Here is a 19,775-nt window from a genome sequence, read left to right on the forward strand (position 1 = left end):
CTGTCCGGCATGCGGTTTTTTCTTATCCGGCAGCCTGGGCCTCGCGGCGCTGAAGCGCCTCGATGACGATGCGGGCGCTATCCTCGATCGCGTGTTCGATTGCCTCGCGGGCAAGCATCGCGTTGCCTTTGCCGAGCGCAGTGATGAGAAGTTCGTCATGGTTTTGCTGGTCGTCGGAGGCCGAGTGCGCTTCCCGGTGGAGGTAGCTGAAGCTCGGTCCGGCCTTCAGCCACAGCATTTCGATGACGCCAAGCAGGGTCGGCATGCGCGCCGCGGCATAAAGGACGAAGCGGAATTCCTTGTTCAGCGTCAACGCCAGATGCTGATCCCTATCGGCCTTTGCCTGCAGGCAACGCTCGAGCAGGGCCTTCATCCGGTCAATTTCATCGTCGTTTATCTGCGATGCGGCCTTGTATGCGGCGAGGCCTTCCGCCGATTTTCTGATCTCCGAGATCTCAGCATATTGCGCCACACTCATGGCGGGGACGCGGAAGGACTGTGCAGGCTCGGCGGTCAGAACGCCGGAGGCGGCGAAGCGGACCAGTGCCTCACGCACCGGCGTTATGCTCATGCCCAGCGTATCGGCCAAGTCCTTGGTCACGAGACGAGTGCCGGGTTCCAGCCTGCCCTCGATGAGGGCCGAGCGGATCTCGCCTTCCACGTGGGTGACTAGGCTCTTTCTCGGAGCCGCATTGAACAAAGCTTTACTCACTGAAACCTCTCGATCGGAAAATGGCTGTTTTTGTCACGGCTCTGAAATCGCCTGAATTTTATTGAATTAAAATATATCATATATCGCATTTATGCTGACGCTCCTTAGCGAGCGCGCGGCACCAAGGTACCAGATCCAAGTTCCAGCGGAAGTGAAAGTCTGCATGAAAAGATGGCTGCCATAACGGTCGCTGCTTCGATCGTCCCGCCATCCCATGTATCCATCGGCGCGGCCCGCCCGTCCAAGGTTGGCGCATGCGCAAATGCGCCCGTGGCGATTGCCGCCTCACCCGTGCTCGGCGCATTATCTGCCGGTAGGCCGAATCGGTTACAGGTAATGGGAGACTATGGAATGAAGCCAATCTGGGCGGTCGGGCTGATGACCGGCACGGTGCTTGACGGCAATATCGACGTCGCGCTGCTGAAGACCGATGGCGAAAGCGTCGATACGTTCGGCGCCTATACATTGGCTCCCTATTCCAGCGAAACCCGAATTCTGCTGGAGGAGACCCTCCGGCAGGCGCGCGCGTGGAACTTCGACGGCGAGGAGCCGGCAATCTTCCGCGAGGCGGAAGAGGCGCTGACGCGTGCCCAGTCAACGGCCGTACGCGAGCTGGTTGAGAGCGCCGGCCTGTCCATGGCGGATATCGGCGTTGTCGGTTTCCATGGTCAGACAGTGTTGCATCGGGCGCCGGTCAAGGGGCGTCTCGGCGACACGCGACAGCTTGGTGATGGCCGGTTGATGGCGGAAATTCTCGGAACGAAGGTGGCCTACGATTTCCGCACCGCCGATGTTCGCGCCGGCGGACAGGGCGCGCCGCTAGCTGCGATCTATCACACGGCGCTGCTGCGCGGTGTCGATCTGAGCGGTGACAGTGCCATTCTCAACCTCGGTGGCGTCGGCAACATTACGTGGTGGGATGGCGAGGATCTGCTCGTCGCTTTCGATACCGGGCCGGCCAATGCGCCGCTCAACGATTTCATCGCGAGCCACGGTCTCGGCGAGATGGATCGCGACGGGGTGCTCGGTGCGTCCGGAACGGTCGACGAGGAGCGTCTGGCGCGGCTGCTGCGGCACCCGTATCTGACGGCCGCCTATCCGAAGTCGCTCGACCGTTTCGATTTCACCGCGGCAATGGCTGAAGGGCTTTCGGTGGCCGACGGCGCGGCCACGCTTTCGGCCTTCACGGCCTGCGCCGTCGGCAAGGCGCTCGACCTTTTGCCGCGGCGGCCAAAACGGCTTATCGTCAGTGGCGGCGGACGCCGCAATCCGACGATCATGGCCATGCTCGAACAACGCGCCGGAGTGGCCGCTGTCTCCGCCGACACATTCGGTTGGCGCGGCGATGCCGTCGAGGCGGAGTGTTTCGCCTTTCTCGCGGTTCGTACGCTTCGCGGCCTGCCGATCAGCTTTCCGACCACGACCGGCGTGCCGAAAGCGCAGACGGGCGGTCGGCTGGAATAATCATGATTGGAATGATCATATATTTGTAGCGATCACGCGCCTATCGGCTCGCGTCAGAAATAAATCGATTTAAAAACTTGAGGCCTGCGACACATCGTCCTACTTATCCTGTCGATTCTCAAACTGCATCGAGAGGCTTACACATGCAGATCGGAATGATGGGACTGGGCCGCATGGGCGGCAACATGGCGCGGCGCCTTATGCGTGCCGGTCATGAATGCGTCGTCTATGACGTCAACCCAGCGGCAGTCGAGACGCTGGTCGGCGAAGGCGCGACGGGCATTTCCTCCGTCGAAATGTTCCTCGAGAAACTGACGCCACCGCGTGCCGTCTGGATCATGCTGCCGGCGGCGATCACCCCGGCGATCGTCGAACAACTGGCGACCTTCATGGAGCCGGGCGATATTATTATCGATGGCGGAAACTCCAACTATCGCGAGGCGGTCGACCAGAGCGCCAAGCTTGCGGCCAAGGGAATTTCCTATGTCGATGTCGGCACGAGCGGCGGTGTCTGGGGTCTGGAGCGCGGCTTCTGCCTGATGATCGGCGGGCCGGACAAGGCTGTTCAGCATCTCGACCCGATCTTTGCGACGCTGGCGCCGGGAGCGGACCTCGACCCGTCGCTTCGTGCGGCCGAGCGCGGCTATCTGCATTGCGGCCCGAGCGGCGCCGGCCATTTCGTCAAGATGGTGCACAACGGCATCGAATACGGCATGATGCAGGCCTATGCCGAAGGTTTCAACGTGTTGAAACAGGCCAATGCCGGCCACGCCCATCGTGAGGCCGATGCAGAGACCACTCCCCTGCCCGACAAGCAGTATTATCAGTTCGACATGGACATAGAAGCGATCAGCGAAGTCTGGCGTCACGGCAGCGTGGTCGGTTCCTGGCTGCTCGATCTGACCGCCGATGCGCTGAAGGCCGATCCGTCGCTCAGCGGTTTCGGCGGCCGTGTCTCCGACTCAGGCGAAGGCCGATGGACGATGAAGGCGGCTATCGACATGGGCGTTCCGGTGCCGGTTCTTTCGGCTGCGGTATTCAGCCGTTTCGACAGCCAGGGCAATGCCGAATACGCCAACAAGATGCTGTCGGCCATGCGCAAGGCTTTTGGTGGTCACATCGAGAAGCCGCACAACAAGTGATTGCACTATAAACATTTGTTGACACGGTAGTCGGAAGTTTGCATGACTGATCGGAGCGGAGGCGCGCGTCTTCCGCTCCGATTTTGTTTCTGCACATGGGGACGCAAGCCTGTCTTGTTGCGCATGTGGAAGGCCGATGTGATGAACCAGCCGCTTGCACCACAGGAAAGCGCCGTCCTGGCCCTGATCCGGCAAAACCCCTTTGTCGGCCAGCAGGAAATCGCCGATGCGCTTGGCTTGGCGCGTTCGACCGTTGCCGCGCATATCGTCCAGCTGATGAACAAGGGCCATATACTTGGTCGTGGCTATCTGCTTGCCTCGGAAGCGCGCGCGATCTGCATCGGCGGGGCGGTTCTGGATCGAAAATATCACGCCCGAGCCCAGATCGTGCTGGAAACATCCAATCCGGTGGACAGCACACGCAGCCTTGGCGGCGTCGCGCGCAATGTCGCCGAAAACCTCGCCCGGCTCGGCTCTCCGACCGGCTTCATCTCGATCGTCGGCGACGATGATGGCGGCCACGCGCTCCTCAAGCACATGCGCGAGATCGGCGTCGATGTCAGCCAGGTCGTGACAAGCAGCGAGCGGCCGACGGCCGAATATGCCGCGATCCTCGATCCGGCGGGCGATCTCGTGCTCGGCATTGCCGACATGAGCATCTTCGATCTTTTCCAGCCGCAGCATATAGAGCGTGCCTGGCCGCATCTGGCATCGGCCAGCTGGGTGTTCGCGGATTGCAACCTGCCGGCGGATGCTCTTTCTGCCTTGATCTCGCGGTGCAGGTCCGGTGCCTGCATGCTGGCCATCGACGCTGTTTCCACTCACAAGGCGGCGCGTCTGCCACAGGACCTTTCCGGCATCGACCTTCTGTTCATGAATATCGACGAAGCCAACGCGATACTCGGCCTGTCAGCGGAACACACCCCGGAGGGGGCGACTTTCTGCGCTCTCTCTCTTCAGCGGGCCGGGGCCGGCATGGCCATCGTCAGCGCCGGGGCACGTGGAATGGCCGTCGCCGGACCGGACGCGGCCACATTCGTCGAAGCGATCAGGGCCGCTCCTGTCGACATGACCGGCGCTGGCGACGCGATGATCGCCGCCACGCTTCACCGTCTTCTCGACGGCGACGATATTTTCGATGCGGCGCGGCTGGGCGCGCTCGCTGCCACACTGACAACGGAATGCGCATCGAGTGCGCATCCCGGCCTGTCGGCCGCGTTTCTTGACGAAAACCGGCACAGGTTCCAATCATGAAAGGACATGCCTCCATGCAGCTCTTGAAGCCGAAGCTCAACAAGGAAGTCGCCGATACCGTGGCAAGAGGCGGACCGGTCGTCGCTCTGGAATCAACGATCATCACCCACGGCATGCCGTATCCCGCCAACCTCGAAACGGCGAAGTCGGTGGAGGCCGTGGTGCGGGAAAATGGTGCGGTTCCGGCGACGATCGCCGTCATAGGCGGCGAGTTGCGCGTCGGCCTCGACGCCGAGGAGTTGGAAACGCTGGCGCAGGCCAAGAATGTGGTGAAGGCCTCGGGCCGCGATCTGGCGGTCGCCATGGTGCGCGGCCAGACGGCAGGCACGACCGTCTCAGCCACCATGCTGCTCGCCGATCTTGCCGGAATCGAGATCTTCGCGACCGGCGGCGTAGGCGGCGTGCATCGCGGCGCAGAGCAGACCTTCGATATTTCCGCCGACCTGACCGAACTTGGACGAACGAAGACGGCGGTCGTCTGCGCCGGCGTCAAGTCGATCCTCGATATCGCCAAGACGCTCGAATATCTGGAAACCCAGCGCATTCCCGTCATCGCCTATGGCACCGAGGATTTTCCGGCCTTCTTCACCGCGAAGAGCGGTTACAAGGCCGACCACAGGCTGGATAGCGCGGCGGAGATCGCCAAGGCGATGTGGCTGCATCATCAGCTCGGCACCGGTACAGGTCTGCTGATCGCCAATCCGATCCCGCAGGCTGCCGCGCTGACGCCGGAATTCATCGACGGCACGATTGCCGACGCCGTGCGCGAGGCGGACGAACGCGGCATCGGTCGCAAGGAGCTGACGCCATTCCTTCTCGCCCGCATCAACGAGCTTTCCAAGGGCGAGAGCCTCAAATCCAATATCGAACTGGTGAAGAACAATGCAGCGCTGGCGGCCAAGATGGCCGTCGCCTATTCCGCGCTGAAGAAGGTCTGACGGCACAGGCACAAAGCTGACGACCGGGCGATGCCCGGTCGTCGCACCCGGTGGGTCTATCTTCCATCGAGGTCAAGGATCGCTTCGTAGAGCACCGCGGCGCCAAGCGTTATCGCGTCATTCTCCGACCATTCCTCGGCTGCATGGCTGCGGCCATCCTTGCTGGCAATGAAGATCATCGCCGCCGGTGCGACCTTGGACAGAAACGCCGCATCATGGCCTGCGCCCGAGACCATCGGCTGGCTGGTGGCGCCGATACGGGCGGCACTCGATGCGAGGAGGCCGGTCATCATCTCCGACATCGGTGTCGGCGCGGCGTTGGAGACCCGGCGAGGCTCGGCGATCGTCACGTGACGCGCCACTGCCGTCTGTGCGCAGAGGTCGCAGAGCCGAGCGACGAAGCTTTCCATCACCGAAGGCTCGACGGCGCGGGCATCGATCAGCATGCGGACATGCGAAGGGATGACATTGGCGGCATTCGGCTCCATCGAAAATTCACCGACAGTACCGGCGAAATAGCTCGGACCGGCCGCAAGTTCGCCGGCAATCTGCTCGATCCCGAGCACGATCAGCGACGCCGCGCTCAGCGCATCGTAGCGCGCGTTCATCGGCGTCGTGCCGGCATGGTCGGCGCGTCCCTCGATCAGGATCTCGTAGCGGGAAATGCCGGTGATCGCGCCGACGATGCCGATATCTATCTTTTCTCGCTCCAGAACCGTGCCCTGCTCGATATGCAGCTCGAGGAAGGCCTTGATATCGGTGCGGCCACCGACGTCAGCCGGTGTGCCGCCGACTTGGCGGATGCCTTCGGCCAGATCGATGGTGCCGTCTGCCGTCTCGACCGTACGCTCCAGCCATTCCGGCGGGCGCACGCCGGTCATACCACGGCTGCCGATGCAGGAAACGCCGAATATGGACACTTCTTCGGCCAGGAAATCGACGATTTCGAGATCATGTTCCAGCTCGACGCCGGCATCGCGCAGCGCGCGGGCGACTTCAAGCGCGGCGATCACACCGGCAATGCCGTCGAACCGACCGCCGTTCGGCACGGTATCCGTATGGGAACCGAGCATCAGCGTTCCCTTGCCGGCGACGCTGCCGCGGCGTCGGCCGATCATGTTTCCGGCTGTGTCGATGCGGGTCTCAAGCCCCGCTTCGCGAAAAATCTGGTCCACATAGGCACGCCCGCGCAGAAACATCGGGGTGAAGGCGCGGCGGGTCCAGGGCTTGTCAGGTTCGGTGATGGCCGCCAGAGCGTCGATATCGGCTGCGATCCGATCGGCGTTGACGACGAGATTGGTCTTCATGCGGCATTTTCCTGAAAGCTGGCAGAGGAGGCGGGCGCGCGAAAAGATAGGCTGGTCAACATTATCGCGCGGACGGGGCGGGTGGTGCTGCAGGATAGGTTTGATTTTGCCCGTGACGCAAGAGCGTTGATCCGATGAAAATGTTCGTCTATTTCGCCAGCAGTGTTCGATGCGGGATGCGCGCCGATCTCTCGTGCATCGCCCAGACCTCTGGATGGTTCGCTCCTTGGTGCGGTGCCGGCCAGAGCGACGTTTGCCGCCATCAAAAAATTGATTGTTTGACCGCATGCTCATGCCGTTGACGGGTCCGCAAACATCGGTCTATTTGTATAGTCAATAAAACGAGCGGCAGGAAAATTGCCGTCACACGGATGGGAACAGCCGGACTGCGGATCTCAGGTTAGAACAAAGCGGAGAAATCACCAATGCTTAAAAGACAATTGATGAAGGCAGTCGCCGCCGGCGCCCTTCTGCTTGCCACGTCGCTTTCCGCCCATGCGGAAGACGTGCTGGCCAAGGCCAAGGCTGCCGGCGTGCTGAAGGTCGGCACCGAAACGGCATTCGCCCCGTTCGATTTCATCGATGCCGGTGAACACAAGGGCCTCAATGTCGACTTCTTCGAAGCGCTGGGCAAGGACCTCGGCGTCAAGATCGAATGGGTCGAGCTTCCCTGGGACAGCGTTCTGCCGAGCCTCGAAGCCGGCAAGTTCGATGTCGTCGCAGGCCCGGCCACGATCACCAAGGCGCGTATCGCCCGCTATCGCATGAGCGCACCGATCGCCGAGGCGTCCGTTGCGATCCTGAAAAAGGCCGGCGACACCTCCATCACCAAGCCGGAAGACATTGCCGGCAAGGCCGTCGGCGTCGGCAAGGCGACGGCACAGCTGGCGCAGTTGCAGGAATATTCGGCCACGCTTTCCGAGCAGGTCAATGTCCGCGAATACGTATCGTTCAACGATGCCTATGCCGATCTCGCTGCCGGCCGTGTTGTCGCGGTTGCCAACTCGCTTCCTAACATCGCCTTCGTCGCCCAGCAGCGCAACGGCATGTTCGAAGTCGTCACGCCGGCTTTCGGCAAGAAGACCTATTTCGGCTTCATCGGCACCAAGGATGATGATCACAAGGCACTGCTCGACTATATCGACGCCGAAATCATCGCGATGAAGAAGGACGGCCGTCTCGGCAAATTGCAGGAAAAGTGGTTCGGCACGACCTTCGATACGCCGGATTCCGTTCCTGAGCCGGCATTCTGAACCAGATCTGATCCTGGGGATGCGCATGCCGCATCCCCTTCCCGTTCTCTGCGGCCGGCATTTTGCCGGTGACGGACGACACGTAACCGATGACATTCAAACTTTTCACGCTTCTCCTGGAAGCGGCCATATCGACGCTCGGCATCAGCCTCGTTTCGATTGCGATCGGCTTCCTGATCGCCATGCTTCTGTCTGCGGCGCTTCAGACGGGCAAGGCGATCTATGGCGTGCCGGCACGGCTGTTCATCAGCTTTTTCCGCGGCGTGCCGCTGCTCGTGCAGCTGCTGCTGATCTATACGCTTCTGCCTGTCATCGGCATCAATGTGCCGGGCATCGTCGCGGCGATCGTCGGTCTTTCCCTGTGCACCGCCGCCTATCAGGCGGAAAACCTGCGTGGCGGGTTCGAGAGCGTGCCGCGCGGGCTCGTCGAAGCCGCCGATGTCGCTGGCTTCAACGGAGTGCAGACGTTTTTGCGAATCCGCGTGCCGATTGCCTTGCGGCTCACGCTGCCGGCGCTGGTCAATGAAGCGATCATGATCCTCAAATCCTCGTCGCTCGTGTCGGTCGTCGGCATTATCGAGATCACCAAGATGGCGCAGGATCTTGCGTCCAGCACATTCATGCCGATCCCGATCTTTGCCAGCGCCGCTCTCATCTACTTCGTCATCAACTCCGCGATCGCGCTTCTTGGCCGTTACGCCGAAAAATCCCTGAAGGGAGCCTCGGCATGATGTTCGATCCCCAGGTCATTCTCGAGAAGATGCCGGAAATCGGCAGCGGCCTGTTTGTCACGCTCTGGCTTTGGGTTGCCGGCGTGCTTGGCGGTGTTGTCGCCGGCTTCATCATCGCCACGGCGCGACGCTTCGGCGGCATGATCGTCAACGGCGTGCTGGGCACCATCGTCGAGGTGCTGCGCGGAACGCCGTTCCTGATCCAGATTTTCCTGCTCTATTACGGCGGTCCCTTCGTCGGGCTGATGCTCGATCCGGTCCCCTGCGGCCTGATCGGCCTTACCGTCTATAGCGCCGCCTATTACAGCGAGGTGTTTCGCGCCGGTTATGCTTCGGTTCCGGTCGGGCATGTCGAGGCCGCGCAATGCCTGGGCATGACGCGGATGCAGACCATCGCTCGCATCCAGATCCCGGAAATGGCGCTGATCGTGCTGCCGCCGGCGATCAACCTGGCGATCATTCTGCTGAAGGAATCCGCCGTGCTGTCCATCATCACGGTGCCGGAACTGACGGCGACGGTCAGCGCCATCGGCTCGCAGCAATATGCCTTCCTGGAGGCGATCTTCGTTCTCGCCGTCACCTATTGGATCATCGTTGAACTGACGGACAGGCTCGGCCGCCAGGCTGAAAAGCGTCTTTCCCGACTGAGGTTTTCAAAAGCATGAGTGTACCCGCCATCAGCATCCGCAAATTGGTCAAGCGGTTCGGGGAGACCACCGTGCTGCAGGACATCGATCTGGATATTCCGGAGGGCAAGGTATCCTGCCTGATCGGTCCTTCCGGGTCCGGCAAGAGCACGCTTCTGCGCTGCCTGGCTTTCCTTGAGGAAGCGACGAGCGGCATGATTACCATCAACGGCGAGGCGCTCGGCTTTTTCGAAGATGCCAATGGCAAGCGCGAAAGACTTCCGATCGCGCAGATCCGTTCCGTGCGCGCCAAGACCGGCATGGTCTTCCAGCAGTTCAATCTGTGGCCGCATATGACGGCGCTCGGCAATGTCAGCGAAGCGCTGAAGATCGTCCGCAAGGTGCCGAAGGCCGAGGCGGAAGAACGGGCCATGGCGCAGCTTCGCAAGGTCGGACTGGAAAACCGCGCCGGCCACTATCCGTCGCAGCTTTCCGGTGGCCAGCAGCAGCGTGTCGCGATCGCACGCGCGCTGGCGCTGGAGCCGAAGATCATGCTGTTCGACGAGCCGACCTCGGCACTCGACCCGGAACTGACCGGCGAAGTGCTGAACGTCATGCGCGATCTCGCGGCAGAAGGCATGACCATGGTCGTCGTCACCCACGAAATCGGCTTTGCCGCGAGCGTCGGCCAGCAGATCAGCTTTCTCGACCACGGCCGCCTGCTGTTTTCCGGTCCGCCGGCAGAGATTTTCGCCAAGCCGCGTCCGCCGCGGCTGGAGCAGTTCCTCGATACCTATCTGGATCGCGGAGCCAGCATGCTCGCATGATACAGGAAAAGGTGACTGCTCACGACATGGCCGAGGTACCCGTTTCCCTGCACCAGCGGATACTTTCGGATATCGAGCAGAATATCCTGACCGGTCACTGGGCGCCGGGGCACCGCATCCCTTCCGAGCAGCAGCTTGCCGAGCAATACGAATGCTCGCGCATGACGGTGAACAAGGTGGTGACGCAGCTCGCCCGCGCCGGCCTCGTGCAGCGCCGCCGCAAGATCGGCAGCGTCGTGCTGCCGCAAAAGGCGCAGAGCGCCATCCTGGAAATCTATGATATCCGCGAAGAGGTGAAGGCCGCCTCCAAGAGCTATCATCACCGCATTCTGCTGCGTACGGTGAGGCCCGCCGACCGCGAGGAGGCCAGGCAACTGGGCCTTGCGCGCGGGAGAAAGGTGGTCGATGTGACCTGCCTGCATTTTGCCGGCGATACCCCCTTCTGCCTGGAGCAGCGGCTGATCAGCCTGGATGTCGTGCCGGCAGCGGAAGACGAGAGTTTCGAACGGCTATCGCCCGGTCCCTGGCTTCTCGACCACGTTCCGTGGAGCGCTGCCGAACACCGGATCGCGGCCCGCGGCGCGCAGCAGCTTGCCGCCTCGCATCTGGCCATCCCTGAAGGCAGCCCCGTCATGGTCGTCGAACGCCAGACCTGGCGGCTCGACCAGTCGGTCACGGCGGTGCGCCTGACCTATCCCGGCGACAGCCACACGCTGACCGCCCGTTTCACCCCATCCCAGGCAATCTGACAGGATTTCGATTTAGAAGGAGCTGACAAGCCATGGCCCGCGAAGACAAGCTGAAACTCGGAACTTTTGTCTATACATTCGGCTTCAACCCGGCGAGCTGGCTGCACCCGGCGGCCGACGTCAACGGCGCCAACAGGATCGAGCATCTGCTGAACGTCGCCCGCATCTCCGAACAGGCCAAGCTCGACTTCATGTTCGTGGCGGATTCGCCGGCGGCGGCGATCGGAGACCCGGAGGCGCTCTCCCGCTCGCCGACAAAGATGAACCGTTTCGAGCCGCTGACGCTGATCACTGCGCTTGCCGCGATGACGGAAAAGCTCGGCTTCGTCGCGACAGCCTCGACCAGCTATTACGAGCCGTTCAACATCGCCCGCATCTTCTCTTCGATCGATCACCTGAGCGGCGGCCGGGCTTGCTGGAATGTCGTCACCTCCGACCATGACGAGACCGGCTATAACTTCAATCGCGAAGGCCTCGATCCACATGCCGTCCGTTATGAGCGCGGCGAGGAATTCGTCGATGTCGTCTTCGGCCTGTGGGACAGTTTCGAGCCGGATGCGCTGCTGCTCGATCGCGAAAGCGGCGTCTATTACGACAAGGACAAACTGCATACGCTGAACCACAAGGGCAAGCATTTCCAGGTGCGCGGGCCGCTCAACAGTGCGTCGACGCCGCAAGGCCGGCCGGTCATCGCCCAGGCAGGCGGATCAGAGGCCGGGATGGAACTGGCGGCCCGTACGTCGGAAATCGTCTTCAGCCTTGCCTCCAGCATCGAGCGCAACGGCGCCTTTTACCAGAATGTCAAAGGTCGCATGGCGAAATACGGTCGTCGTCAGGACGACTTGAAGATGATGCCCGGCATCGTCGTCAATGTCGGAGAAACGAAGGCGCAAGCGCAAGCGAAGGTCGATTTCCTCATCGACAACCTGCATCCGGATGTCGGCCGCTGGATGCTCGGCGAATTCCTCGAGACCGACCTGTCAGGCGCCGAACTGGACAAGCCCTTCCCGATGGAGCGGCTGCCGCAGCAGCCGAAGGGGTCCAGGGCTCTGTTCGAGGAGCTGACCGATTTCATCAAGCAGGGCCACACGCTCGGTCACCTGATCCGCCACTATGCGGAAAAAAGCACCGGCAATGGCATTACCGGCACGCCGAAGGAGATCGCCGACTTCATGGAGGAGTGGTTCGAGGCCCGCGCCGCAGACGGCTTCATCCTGATGTTCCCGACACTGCCGGCGAGCCTCACCGATTTCGTCGAGCTGGTCGTACCGGAATTGCGCCGTCGCGGGCTTTTCCGGGAAGAGTACGAGGGCGCGACGCTGCGCGAAAATCTCGGCCTTTCCATGCCCGTGAACCGTTATGCGGCAGCCCGGCAGAGTGGCTGATCACAGTGCGATATCTGACATTGATTAGCTGATCGACAGCCATATCTAGCACCGGTTATCTTCACTCGACCGAGGCTTGCGTGCGGCTCCCCAACATCATCGCTCATTGGAACGGCCAGACGCTCGCGCGCCAGTTTCTCGTCACCGGCGGTCTGGTCTCCATCGTTGCAACATTGATCGTCGGCACAGTGGTCGCCAAGCTGATTACCGACGCCGTCACCCGCAATTCGGCGGCGTCGACGGCGCTCTATGTCGACAGCGTCATTGCTCCGATCCTGCCGGACATGAGCACGAGCGAGAGGCTCGATCCAGCCGTCGAACAGGCGCTCGACAAGACGCTGGCGCAGGGCGCGCTCGGCCGCCGCCTCGTGTCGTTTCGGCTGTGGCGAAAGGACGGGACGATCCTCTATGCCAATGACAAGCGTCAGATAGGGCAGCGGAGAACGCCTGGAGAGGATCTGACCGCCGCCTTCACCGGCCTGATCATCTCCGAGTTCAACGATATAGGCCCGGAAGAACGGGAGGCGCTGGGCGAAACGCCGCCGCTGCTGGAGATCTATAACCCTGTCCGCCAGCCCTGGTCTGGCGAGGTCGTGGCGGTCTCGGAATTCTACGAGATCGCGACGGATTTCGAGCAGAGCCTGTTTACCGCCCGGCTCAGGGCCTGGTTCGCCGTGGCGATGGTGATCGCTGTGATCTTCTCGCTCTTGTCGCTGATCGTCATGCGCGGCAGCCGTCTCATCGATCTGCAGCGAGGGCTGCTGAATGCCCGCGTCGGCGAACTTTCGCAGCTGTTGAAACAGAACAGGGCCTTGCATGAGCGCGTGCAGAAGGCCAGCCGCCGCACGACGGCGCTCAATGAACGCTTCCTGAGGCGGCTCGGCGCCGATCTGCATGACGGCCCGGCACAACTGATCGCCTATGCTTCGCTGCGCATCGACAGCCCTGCCATCCTCGGCCCACAGGCCCGGCTGGATCAGCGCGAGGCCGAGGTGGGATCGATCAAGAAAAGCCTCCAGGAGGCGATGAAGGAAATCCGTAGTATCTGCCACGACCTGATCCTGCCCGAAATCGAGGCGGCGGGCATGCATGAGGTGATTTCCCAGGCCGTGCGGCGCTATCGGGAACGCACCGGCATCGCTGTCGAGCTGACGCTTTCTGAAACGGACCTGCAGCCGTCGGCGGCGGAGAAGATATGTCTCTACCGCTTCGTCCAGGAAACACTCAACAATGGCTGGCGCCATGCGGGCGGCGCCGGACAGAAGGTTCTGCAACGTTTCGAGGGCGACAGTATCGTGGTGGATGTGATGGATTCCGGGCCTGGTTTCGACCCTGCCTTGGTAAAGCCCACAAACCTTGGCATTGCCGGTCTGCGAGAACGGATCGAAAGCCTTGGAGGGCGTTTCGAGATTCAGTCGGACAGCGCAGGAACACGCGTAACATTGGCGTTCAGGATTTGCGAAGCGGAGACGATTTGATGACGGATTTGCGGATTGCCGTATGTGATGATCACCCTCTCTTCAGGGAAGGCGTGTCCCGGACACTGAGCGAGCAGGGCTTTGCCATCGTGGCCGAAGGCGCAAGCCGGGATGATGCGATCAGCATCGTCCAGTCCTACCAGCCGGACATCCTGCTGATGGATATTTCCATGCCGGGCGGTGGGCTGGACGCCATTTCGCCTATCCTCGCGGAGCGTCCCGACCAGAACATCGTCATGCTGACGGTATCCGAGGCCAGCGAGGATATAAGACTGGCGCTGCAGGAAGGCGCGAAAGGTTATGTGCTGAAAGGTGTCGGTTCGACCTCGCTCGGCGAAATCCTGCGCTCCGTTGCGGCCGGAGAAGGCTATGTTGCCCCTGCCCTTTCGGCCAAGATGCTGGCGGCCCCGTCGGTCTCTGAGGGAGATGCGGTTCTAACCGCCGGTATGCGCGAGTTGACCGCCCGCGAGCGCGAGGTGCTCGAACTGGCCGCAAACGGGCTCAGCAACAAGTCGATTGCGATCGAACTCGACCTGCACGAGAAAACCGTCAAACACCACATGACGCGGATCTTCACCAAGCTCGGCGTCGTCAACCGGACGGCCGCGGCGATCGCCTGGAACGACGCGATCTGGGATGGCGCGATCCGACCCGCTTCGGCGTGACGGCGCAAGGGCCCTGCGTTTCGTGATCCGGGTCGGTAGAGGCAGACAATGCCTGCCTCTACAAGAACCTGAAGCCGAGCGGCTCAGGCCAGCGTATAGGCCGTTTTCACGACGGTGAAGAATTCAGCCGCATACTTGCCCTGTTCGCGCGAGCCGAAGGACGATGCCTTGCGGCCGCCGAAGGGGACGTGGAAATCGACGCCGGCTGTCGGCAGATTGACCATCACCATTCCCGCTTCCGAATTGCGCTTGAAGTGGGTTGCGTATTTCAGGCTCGTCGTGGCGATGCCGGCGGAAAGACCGAACGGCGTATCGTTGGAGACGCTCAGCGCCTCGTCGTAATCCCTGACGCGGATGACGCTTGCCACCGGCCCGAAAATCTCCTCGCGTGAGATGCGCATTTGGTTCGTCGCCTCGGTGAAGAGCGTCGGCTGGAGGAAGAAGCCGGGCGTGTCCCGCTCGATCCGTTCGCCACCGAAAGCAAGCTTGGCACCTTCGCCGACGCCGATATCGATGTAATCGGTATCAGTCTTCAGCTGCCGGGCATCGACGACCGGGCCGACATGGGTTTCGGGTTTCAGCGCATGGCCGACCTCGATGCCTTTGAGGCGTTCGGTGAGTGCTGCGACGAACCTGTCGTGAATGCCTTCCGTCACGATCAGGCGGGACGATGCCGTGCAGCGCTGGCCGGTGGAGAAGAACCCGGAATTGGCGGCGGCTTCCACGGCAACGCCGAGATCGGCGTCGTCGAGAACGACCATCGGGTTCTTGCCACCCATCTCCAGCTGGAACTTGCGGTTATGCTCGATCGAGGCCGCGGCGACGCGCTTGCCGGTGCCGGTCGAGCCGGTGAAGGTGATGCCGGCGATATCCGGGCTGTCGAGCATGGTCTGACCGACGACCGAACCGGGTCCCATGACGAGGTTGAGAACGCCCTTGGGCAAGCCGGCGCGGTGCAGGATATCGACGATCGCCCAGGAGCAGCCGGGCACCAGTTCGGCCGGCTTGAACACGACCGTGTTGCCATAGGCGAGAGCCGGCGCGATCTTCCAGGCGGGAATGGCGATCGGGAAATTCCAGGGGGTAATGATGCCGATCACGCCGAGCGGCTCGCGGGTGATTTCGACCCCGATATTCGGACGGGCCGACGGCAACACTTCGCCTGCAAGCCTTAGCGTTTCGCCGGCAAAGAAGTCGAAGATCTGTGCTGCGCGGGTGACCTCGCCGATCCCTTCGGCAAGCGTCTTTCCCTCCTCGCGCGACAGAAGCGTGCCGAGCTCCTGCTTGCGGGCGAGGATTTCGTCCGCCGTCTTCTTCAGGATCGCGTGGCGCTCGAGGATTCCTGAGCGCGACCAGGCTGGAAACGCGGTCTTGGCGGCGGCGATCGCCTGCTTCACATCCTCTGCCGAGGCCTGGGCATAAAGTCCGACGATATCGTTCGTGTCGGACGGGTTGATGTTTTCCGAGCCGTTGCTGCCGACCCATTCGCCGGCAATGAGGTTCTGGTGGATAGTCATCGTCAATTCCTTCCCTCCGGCCGCCCCCGCGGCCGGTGCGTGTTAAGGCTTTCGGCCTTGCGGCCGGATCGTATCAGGTGTCGGCTGGATGGCCAGCGGAGACGAACGCGCCGCCCTGATAGAGGGCTACGGGATCGGTCGGATCGACCGGCCCGGCGGCGGCCTCCACCTCTGCGCGCCATTTTGCGGTGCTGTCCTGCGGTTGCCAGCCCAGAAAGGCGGCGTTGCCGTTATCCCACCATTTGGGCTCGTTGTCCGAGGCACCATAGGCGACCGTGTGCCCGAGTTGCGGGACCTCGAAGGCGCGTGCGCAAAGCGACACGAAATCGCGATAGCTCAACCATGTCGCAAGCATGCGGCGGTTGAGCGGCTTGTCGAAGCAGGAGCCAATACGGACCGACAGCGTCTCCTGGCCGAACTTGTCGTGATACAGACTGGCTATCGCCTCGCCGAAGACCTTCGACACGCCATAGAGTGAGTCTGGTCGCGGATAGACGCCGTTATCGATATGCTCGTCCTGGCGGTAATAGCCGACCACATGGTTCGAGCTGGCAAACACGATGCGCGGCATGCCGTGATGGCGGGCGGCTTCATAGAGGTTGTAGAGGCCGATAATGTTGCCCTGAAGAATGAGATCGAAGGGGCGTTCCACCGAAATGCCGCCGAGATGGATCACCGCGTCAATGCCATCGAACAGAGCCGAGACTGCCTTCGCATCGGCAAGATCGCACCGGACAAAGCTTTCCCGTGGCCCCAGATCCGTCACGTCGCCGATATCCGACAGCACGATGGTTTCGGCAATCTGTGACAGCAATGGGCGAATGCCCTGACCGACGCCGCCAGCGGCGCCCGTCAGCAACAGCTTCTTCAACATGGATCCTCCCCAGGATGGTCTACCTCCGGCTGCGGAACAAGCTTGTCATACAGCGCGACTGAAATAGATATTATAAGTGGTGTTGGGTGCGTCAACCGCTTTCTTGGACGGGCGGGGATTTCGCTTCCAGCTCGCAGTCCTCCGGGCGGCATTTTTATTGCCAAGCATGACAATTCGTCGGAAGAACAGCACAGCGATTCCGCACATGTGCCCACAGGATGCCAAGATGAGTGCCCCCGCCTACAAGTCGTTCAAACAGTCCCTGGCCGAGTTCGATGATATCGCCTCTGCCGTTGCGCCGATCTCGCTCAAGGAGCTGCTCGGCCGCATCTCGAAGCTTCAGGGGCTGATGCGCGAGACTGGCGTCAAGGCGGTCTATCTCGATACCTCGACGAGCCTCACCTATTTCACTGCCATGACACTTGGTGCAAGCGAACGGCTGCATGGCGCGATCATTCCCTCAACGGGCACGCCTATCTACATCAGCCCGGCCTTCGAGGAGCCGAAGACGCAGACGATGATCACCGTTGCCGGCGACATCGCCGTCTGGGAGGAGCATCAGGACCCGGCTTTGCTGGTCGCGGACCTGATCTGCGGACTGGGCGCGGATGGTGATACGCTTGCCTTCGATCCCGCAACGCCTTTCGTCTTTTCCAGCGCGATCAGCGCCCATGTCGGGCACCGCCTGAAGATCTCCGGGGCAAAGGAACTGATCGCCGGATGCCGGCAGATCAAGTCGGCGACCGAGATCGCCATCATCCAGACGGCGATGGACGCCAGCTACCGGGTTCACAAGGCCGTCTGGCAGGGTCTCTACGAAGGCGTTTCTACCACCGAAGTGACGGCTTTCATCGCCGCGGCGCATGCAAAACTCGGGATGCGCCACATCTTCGCTGCCGCCCAGTTCGGCGAGGCGACCGCCTATCCGCATGGCGTGCCTTATGCCCAGACGCTAAAGTCCGGCGACATGGTGCTGATCGACCTCGGCGCTCACATCCATCGCTACTGCTCCGACATTACCCGCACCTATGTGTTCGGCGAACCGACGGAGCGCCAGCGCGAGGTCTGGGCGCTGGAGCAGAAGGCTCACCGCGCCGCATTCGACGCGGCGAAGATCGGCACGCCCTGCGAGGCGGTCGATTTCGCTGCCCGCAAGGTGCTGACCGATGCCGGGTTCGGGCCTGACTATAATGTACCGGGCCTGCCGCATCGCACCGGTCACGGATTGGGCATGGATCTGCACGAGGACCCTTACATCGTACGCGGCAACAGCACGCTGCTTGAACCGGGCATGGTCTTTTCCGACGAGCCGATGCTTGCCATTTATGGCGAGTGCGGCGTTCGTCTGGAGGACATCATCTATATGTCCGAAGACGGTCCTGTCTTCTTCACGACGCCGGCGCAGTCGATCGACAAACCGTTCGGTTGATTGCGGCAAGGGTCGGCTCGCCCTGGTGGTGCGGCATGGTCGCCCACCGGGTTCGGATCGATTGACCCTGTCCGCATCTCATGGTCAGTAACTCTGACAGGGTGAGGAGAAGACTTATGAACGATCGTGATTTCCTGAAGTCGTTGTTCGATGCAGCGGTGAAGGCTGCCGATCCGCTGACCGGCATCCGTGATCACCTTCCCTCCCCACCCGAACAGGGAAAGACCGTCGTGATCGGCGCCGGCAAAGGTGCAGCCCAGATGGCGGCGGCACTGGAAAAGGTCTGGCAAGGCCCAGCCCTGACCGGAGTCGTCGTCACCCGCTACGGCTATGGCTGCGAGACGCGGTCGATCGAGATCATCGAGGCGGCTCATCCGGTGCCGGACGAGGCGGGCCTTGCGGCTGCAAGACGGCTGGTCGAGACGATCTCGAACCTGTGCGAAGACGATCTGGTCATCGCGCTGATCTGCGGTGGTGGTTCCGCCCTCCTGCCTGCCCCGCCCGAAGGCGTGACGCTCGCCGACGAGATTGCCCTGAACGAGGCGCTGCTTGCCTCGGGTGCGCCGATTTCCGCCATGAACGTCGTGCGCAAGCATGTCTCCAACATCAAGGGCGGACGCCTTGCTGCAGCGACCAGGGCGCGGGTCGTGAGCCTCATCGTGTCGGATATTCCGGGAGACAATCCGGCCTTCGTGGCCTCAGGGCCGACCGTGCCGGATGCCAGCACGCGGCAGGAGGCGCTCACCTTTATCGATCAGTATCGCATGGAGCTTCCGGCAGCCGTCATGGCCCATCTCAGGTCGCCGGCGGCCGACGCACCGCGGCCTGACGATCCCCGCTTTTGCCGCAACGAGCATTACGTCATCGCGTCCGCCGGCGTGTCGCTGGAGGCTGCAGCCCGGCTGGCGGGTGAGCAGGGCGTCGAGGCGCATATCCTGTCGGATTCGATCGAGGGCGAGGCGCGCGACGTGGCGCTCGTTCATGGTGCGCTTGCCCGTGAGGTCGCTTTGAAAAACCGGCCGTTCAGAAAGCCCGCCCTCATCCTGTCCGGCGGCGAGACGACCGTGACGTTGCGCTCCAAGGGGGGCAAGGGCGGACGAAACGGCGAGTTCGCGCTGTCTCTCGCCCTTGCCATCGATGGTACCGGCATTGCAGCGCTTGCGGCGGATACTGATGGGATAGACGGATCGCAAGACAATGCCGGCGCATTTGTCGATGGCGGTACCGTGCAGCGCTTGCGCAGTGCCGGCTCCGACGCACGCGCTCTTTTGGATCGCAACGACAGCTATACCGGGTTTTCCGCCATCGGCGATCTTTTCGAGACAGGCCCGACCGGCACGAATGTCAACGATTTCAGAGCGATCCTGATCCGTTGAGCACGCCGACCAATAGCATGCGGCGCCTTCGCGTTACGACGGCGCCAG

The 19,775-nt window shown here is 62.0% G+C and carries 18 protein-coding genes; 14 read left to right on the plus strand and 4 right to left on the minus strand.

The annotated features are described in order from the left end of the window. Positions 1–22: 22 nt before the first annotated feature. Complete coding sequence (locus AC0JZ4_RS23640) at positions 23–712, minus strand: FCD domain-containing protein (protein WP_471888905.1); 690 nt, start codon at positions 710–712, stop codon at positions 23–25. Positions 713–1,063: 351 nt separating this feature from the next. Between AC0JZ4_RS23640 and AC0JZ4_RS23645 the strand changes: the two genes are divergently transcribed. The 4 genes from AC0JZ4_RS23645 (at position 1,064) to AC0JZ4_RS23660 (ending at position 5,510) form a co-directional block, all read left to right on the plus strand. After that, complete coding sequence (locus AC0JZ4_RS23645; RefSeq protein WP_471888906.1) at positions 1,064–2,176, plus strand: anhydro-N-acetylmuramic acid kinase; 1,113 nt, start codon at positions 1,064–1,066, stop codon at positions 2,174–2,176. 143 nt (positions 2,177–2,319) lie between these two features. Next, positions 2,320–3,318 (plus strand): phosphogluconate dehydrogenase (NAD(+)-dependent, decarboxylating), encoded by a 999-nt coding sequence (gene gnd, locus AC0JZ4_RS23650; protein ID WP_471888907.1) that lies wholly within the window; start codon positions 2,320–2,322, stop codon positions 3,316–3,318. Between the two features lie 141 nt (positions 3,319–3,459). Next, positions 3,460–4,572, plus strand: coding sequence for a carbohydrate kinase (locus AC0JZ4_RS23655; RefSeq protein ID WP_471888908.1), 1,113 nt, complete (start codon positions 3,460–3,462; stop codon positions 4,570–4,572). A 14-nt stretch (positions 4,573–4,586) separates the two neighbouring features. Beyond that, complete coding sequence (locus AC0JZ4_RS23660; protein WP_471888909.1) at positions 4,587–5,510, plus strand: pseudouridine-5'-phosphate glycosidase; 924 nt, start codon at positions 4,587–4,589, stop codon at positions 5,508–5,510. A 56-nt stretch (positions 5,511–5,566) separates the two neighbouring features. On the opposite strand, the gene AC0JZ4_RS23665 is transcribed toward AC0JZ4_RS23660, so the two are convergent. After that, positions 5,567–6,817 (minus strand): Zn-dependent hydrolase, encoded by a 1,251-nt coding sequence (locus AC0JZ4_RS23665; protein ID WP_471888910.1) that lies wholly within the window; start codon positions 6,815–6,817, stop codon positions 5,567–5,569. Positions 6,818–7,242: 425 nt separating this feature from the next. On the opposite strand from AC0JZ4_RS23665, the gene AC0JZ4_RS23670 reads away from it, so the two are divergent. The 8 genes from AC0JZ4_RS23670 to AC0JZ4_RS23705 all read left to right on the plus strand — a co-directional run bounded on the left by AC0JZ4_RS23670 (position 7,243) and on the right by AC0JZ4_RS23705 (position 14,531). Continuing rightward, on the plus strand, positions 7,243–8,070 hold the full coding sequence (locus AC0JZ4_RS23670; RefSeq protein WP_471888911.1) for a transporter substrate-binding domain-containing protein: 828 nt from the start codon (positions 7,243–7,245) through the stop codon (positions 8,068–8,070). 89 nt (positions 8,071–8,159) lie between these two features. After that, positions 8,160–8,801, plus strand: coding sequence for an amino acid ABC transporter permease (locus AC0JZ4_RS23675; protein WP_471888912.1), 642 nt, complete (start codon positions 8,160–8,162; stop codon positions 8,799–8,801). Beyond that, positions 8,798–9,466, plus strand: a complete 669-nt coding sequence (locus tag AC0JZ4_RS23680; protein ID WP_471888913.1) for an amino acid ABC transporter permease — start codon at positions 8,798–8,800, stop codon at positions 9,464–9,466. The genes AC0JZ4_RS23675 and AC0JZ4_RS23680 overlap by 4 nt, the downstream gene beginning before the upstream one ends. Then, positions 9,463–10,254 carry an amino acid ABC transporter ATP-binding protein gene (locus AC0JZ4_RS23685; protein WP_471888914.1) on the plus strand — a complete coding sequence of 264 codons (792 nt, stop codon included), beginning with the start codon at positions 9,463–9,465 and terminating at the stop codon, positions 10,252–10,254. The genes AC0JZ4_RS23680 and AC0JZ4_RS23685 overlap by 4 nt, the downstream gene beginning before the upstream one ends. Beyond that, positions 10,251–11,003 carry a histidine utilization repressor gene (gene hutC / locus AC0JZ4_RS23690; RefSeq protein ID WP_471888915.1) on the plus strand — a complete coding sequence of 251 codons (753 nt, stop codon included), beginning with the start codon at positions 10,251–10,253 and terminating at the stop codon, positions 11,001–11,003. The genes AC0JZ4_RS23685 and hutC overlap by 4 nt, the downstream gene beginning before the upstream one ends. A 32-nt stretch (positions 11,004–11,035) precedes the next feature. Further along, entirely contained in the window at positions 11,036–12,388 is a 1,353-nt protein-coding gene (locus AC0JZ4_RS23695; protein WP_471888916.1) for an LLM class flavin-dependent oxidoreductase, read from the plus strand. Positions 12,389–12,468: 80 nt separating this feature from the next. Next, positions 12,469–13,866: a sensor histidine kinase gene (locus tag AC0JZ4_RS23700; protein WP_471888917.1), complete on the plus strand. Its 1,398-nt coding sequence runs from the start codon at positions 12,469–12,471 to the stop codon at positions 13,864–13,866. Continuing rightward, positions 13,863–14,531, plus strand: a complete 669-nt coding sequence (locus tag AC0JZ4_RS23705; RefSeq protein WP_471888918.1) for a response regulator — start codon at positions 13,863–13,865, stop codon at positions 14,529–14,531. Before AC0JZ4_RS23700 ends, AC0JZ4_RS23705 begins: the two co-directional genes overlap by 4 nt. Positions 14,532–14,614: 83 nt before the next feature. Here AC0JZ4_RS23705 and AC0JZ4_RS23710 read toward each other — a convergent pair whose 3' ends face one another. After that, complete coding sequence (locus AC0JZ4_RS23710) at positions 14,615–16,048, minus strand: aldehyde dehydrogenase family protein (protein ID WP_471888919.1); 1,434 nt, start codon at positions 16,046–16,048, stop codon at positions 14,615–14,617. A gap of 73 nt (positions 16,049–16,121) precedes the next feature. Further along, positions 16,122–16,922, minus strand: coding sequence for an NAD-dependent epimerase/dehydratase family protein (locus tag AC0JZ4_RS23715; protein ID WP_471888920.1), 801 nt, complete (start codon positions 16,920–16,922; stop codon positions 16,122–16,124). 226 nt (positions 16,923–17,148) lie between these two features. Here AC0JZ4_RS23715 and AC0JZ4_RS23720 point away from each other — a divergent pair, with 226 nt between their 5' ends. Beyond that, positions 17,149–18,351 carry a M24 family metallopeptidase gene (locus tag AC0JZ4_RS23720; RefSeq protein WP_471888921.1) on the plus strand — a complete coding sequence of 401 codons (1,203 nt, stop codon included), beginning with the start codon at positions 17,149–17,151 and terminating at the stop codon, positions 18,349–18,351. 116 nt (positions 18,352–18,467) lie between these two features. Then, a complete protein-coding gene (locus AC0JZ4_RS23725) occupies positions 18,468–19,727 on the plus strand; it encodes a glycerate kinase type-2 family protein (protein ID WP_471888922.1) in 1,260 nt (419 codons plus the stop codon). Positions 19,728–19,775 lie beyond the last annotated feature (48 nt).

Source organism: [Rhizobium] kunmingense (assembly GCF_977018605.1).

Excerpts from the sequence above, each read along its gene's own strand:
- AC0JZ4_RS23645 (WP_471888906.1), top strand. The coding sequence starts at position 1,064 with ATGAAGCCAATCTGGGCGGTCGGGCTGATGACCGGCACGGTGCTTGAC.
- gnd (WP_471888907.1), top strand. The coding sequence starts at position 2,320 with ATGCAGATCGGAATGATGGGACTGGGCCGCATGGGCGGCAACATGGCG.
- AC0JZ4_RS23655 (WP_471888908.1), top strand. The coding sequence starts at position 3,460 with ATGAACCAGCCGCTTGCACCACAGGAAAGCGCCGTCCTGGCCCTGATC.
- AC0JZ4_RS23660 (WP_471888909.1), top strand. The coding sequence starts at position 4,587 with ATGCAGCTCTTGAAGCCGAAGCTCAACAAGGAAGTCGCCGATACCGTG.
- AC0JZ4_RS23665 (WP_471888910.1), bottom strand. The coding sequence starts at position 6,817 with ATGAAGACCAATCTCGTCGTCAACGCCGATCGGATCGCAGCCGATATC.
- AC0JZ4_RS23670 (WP_471888911.1), top strand. The coding sequence starts at position 7,243 with ATGCTTAAAAGACAATTGATGAAGGCAGTCGCCGCCGGCGCCCTTCTG.
- AC0JZ4_RS23675 (WP_471888912.1), top strand. The coding sequence starts at position 8,160 with ATGACATTCAAACTTTTCACGCTTCTCCTGGAAGCGGCCATATCGACG.
- AC0JZ4_RS23680 (WP_471888913.1), top strand. The coding sequence starts at position 8,798 with ATGATGTTCGATCCCCAGGTCATTCTCGAGAAGATGCCGGAAATCGGC.
- AC0JZ4_RS23685 (WP_471888914.1), top strand. The coding sequence starts at position 9,463 with ATGAGTGTACCCGCCATCAGCATCCGCAAATTGGTCAAGCGGTTCGGG.
- hutC (WP_471888915.1), top strand. The coding sequence starts at position 10,251 with ATGATACAGGAAAAGGTGACTGCTCACGACATGGCCGAGGTACCCGTT.
- AC0JZ4_RS23695 (WP_471888916.1), top strand. The coding sequence starts at position 11,036 with ATGGCCCGCGAAGACAAGCTGAAACTCGGAACTTTTGTCTATACATTC.
- AC0JZ4_RS23710 (WP_471888919.1), bottom strand. The coding sequence starts at position 16,048 with ATGACTATCCACCAGAACCTCATTGCCGGCGAATGGGTCGGCAGCAAC.
- AC0JZ4_RS23715 (WP_471888920.1), bottom strand. The coding sequence starts at position 16,922 with ATGTTGAAGAAGCTGTTGCTGACGGGCGCCGCTGGCGGCGTCGGTCAG.
- AC0JZ4_RS23720 (WP_471888921.1), top strand. The coding sequence starts at position 17,149 with ATGAGTGCCCCCGCCTACAAGTCGTTCAAACAGTCCCTGGCCGAGTTC.
- AC0JZ4_RS23725 (WP_471888922.1), top strand. The coding sequence starts at position 18,468 with ATGAACGATCGTGATTTCCTGAAGTCGTTGTTCGATGCAGCGGTGAAG.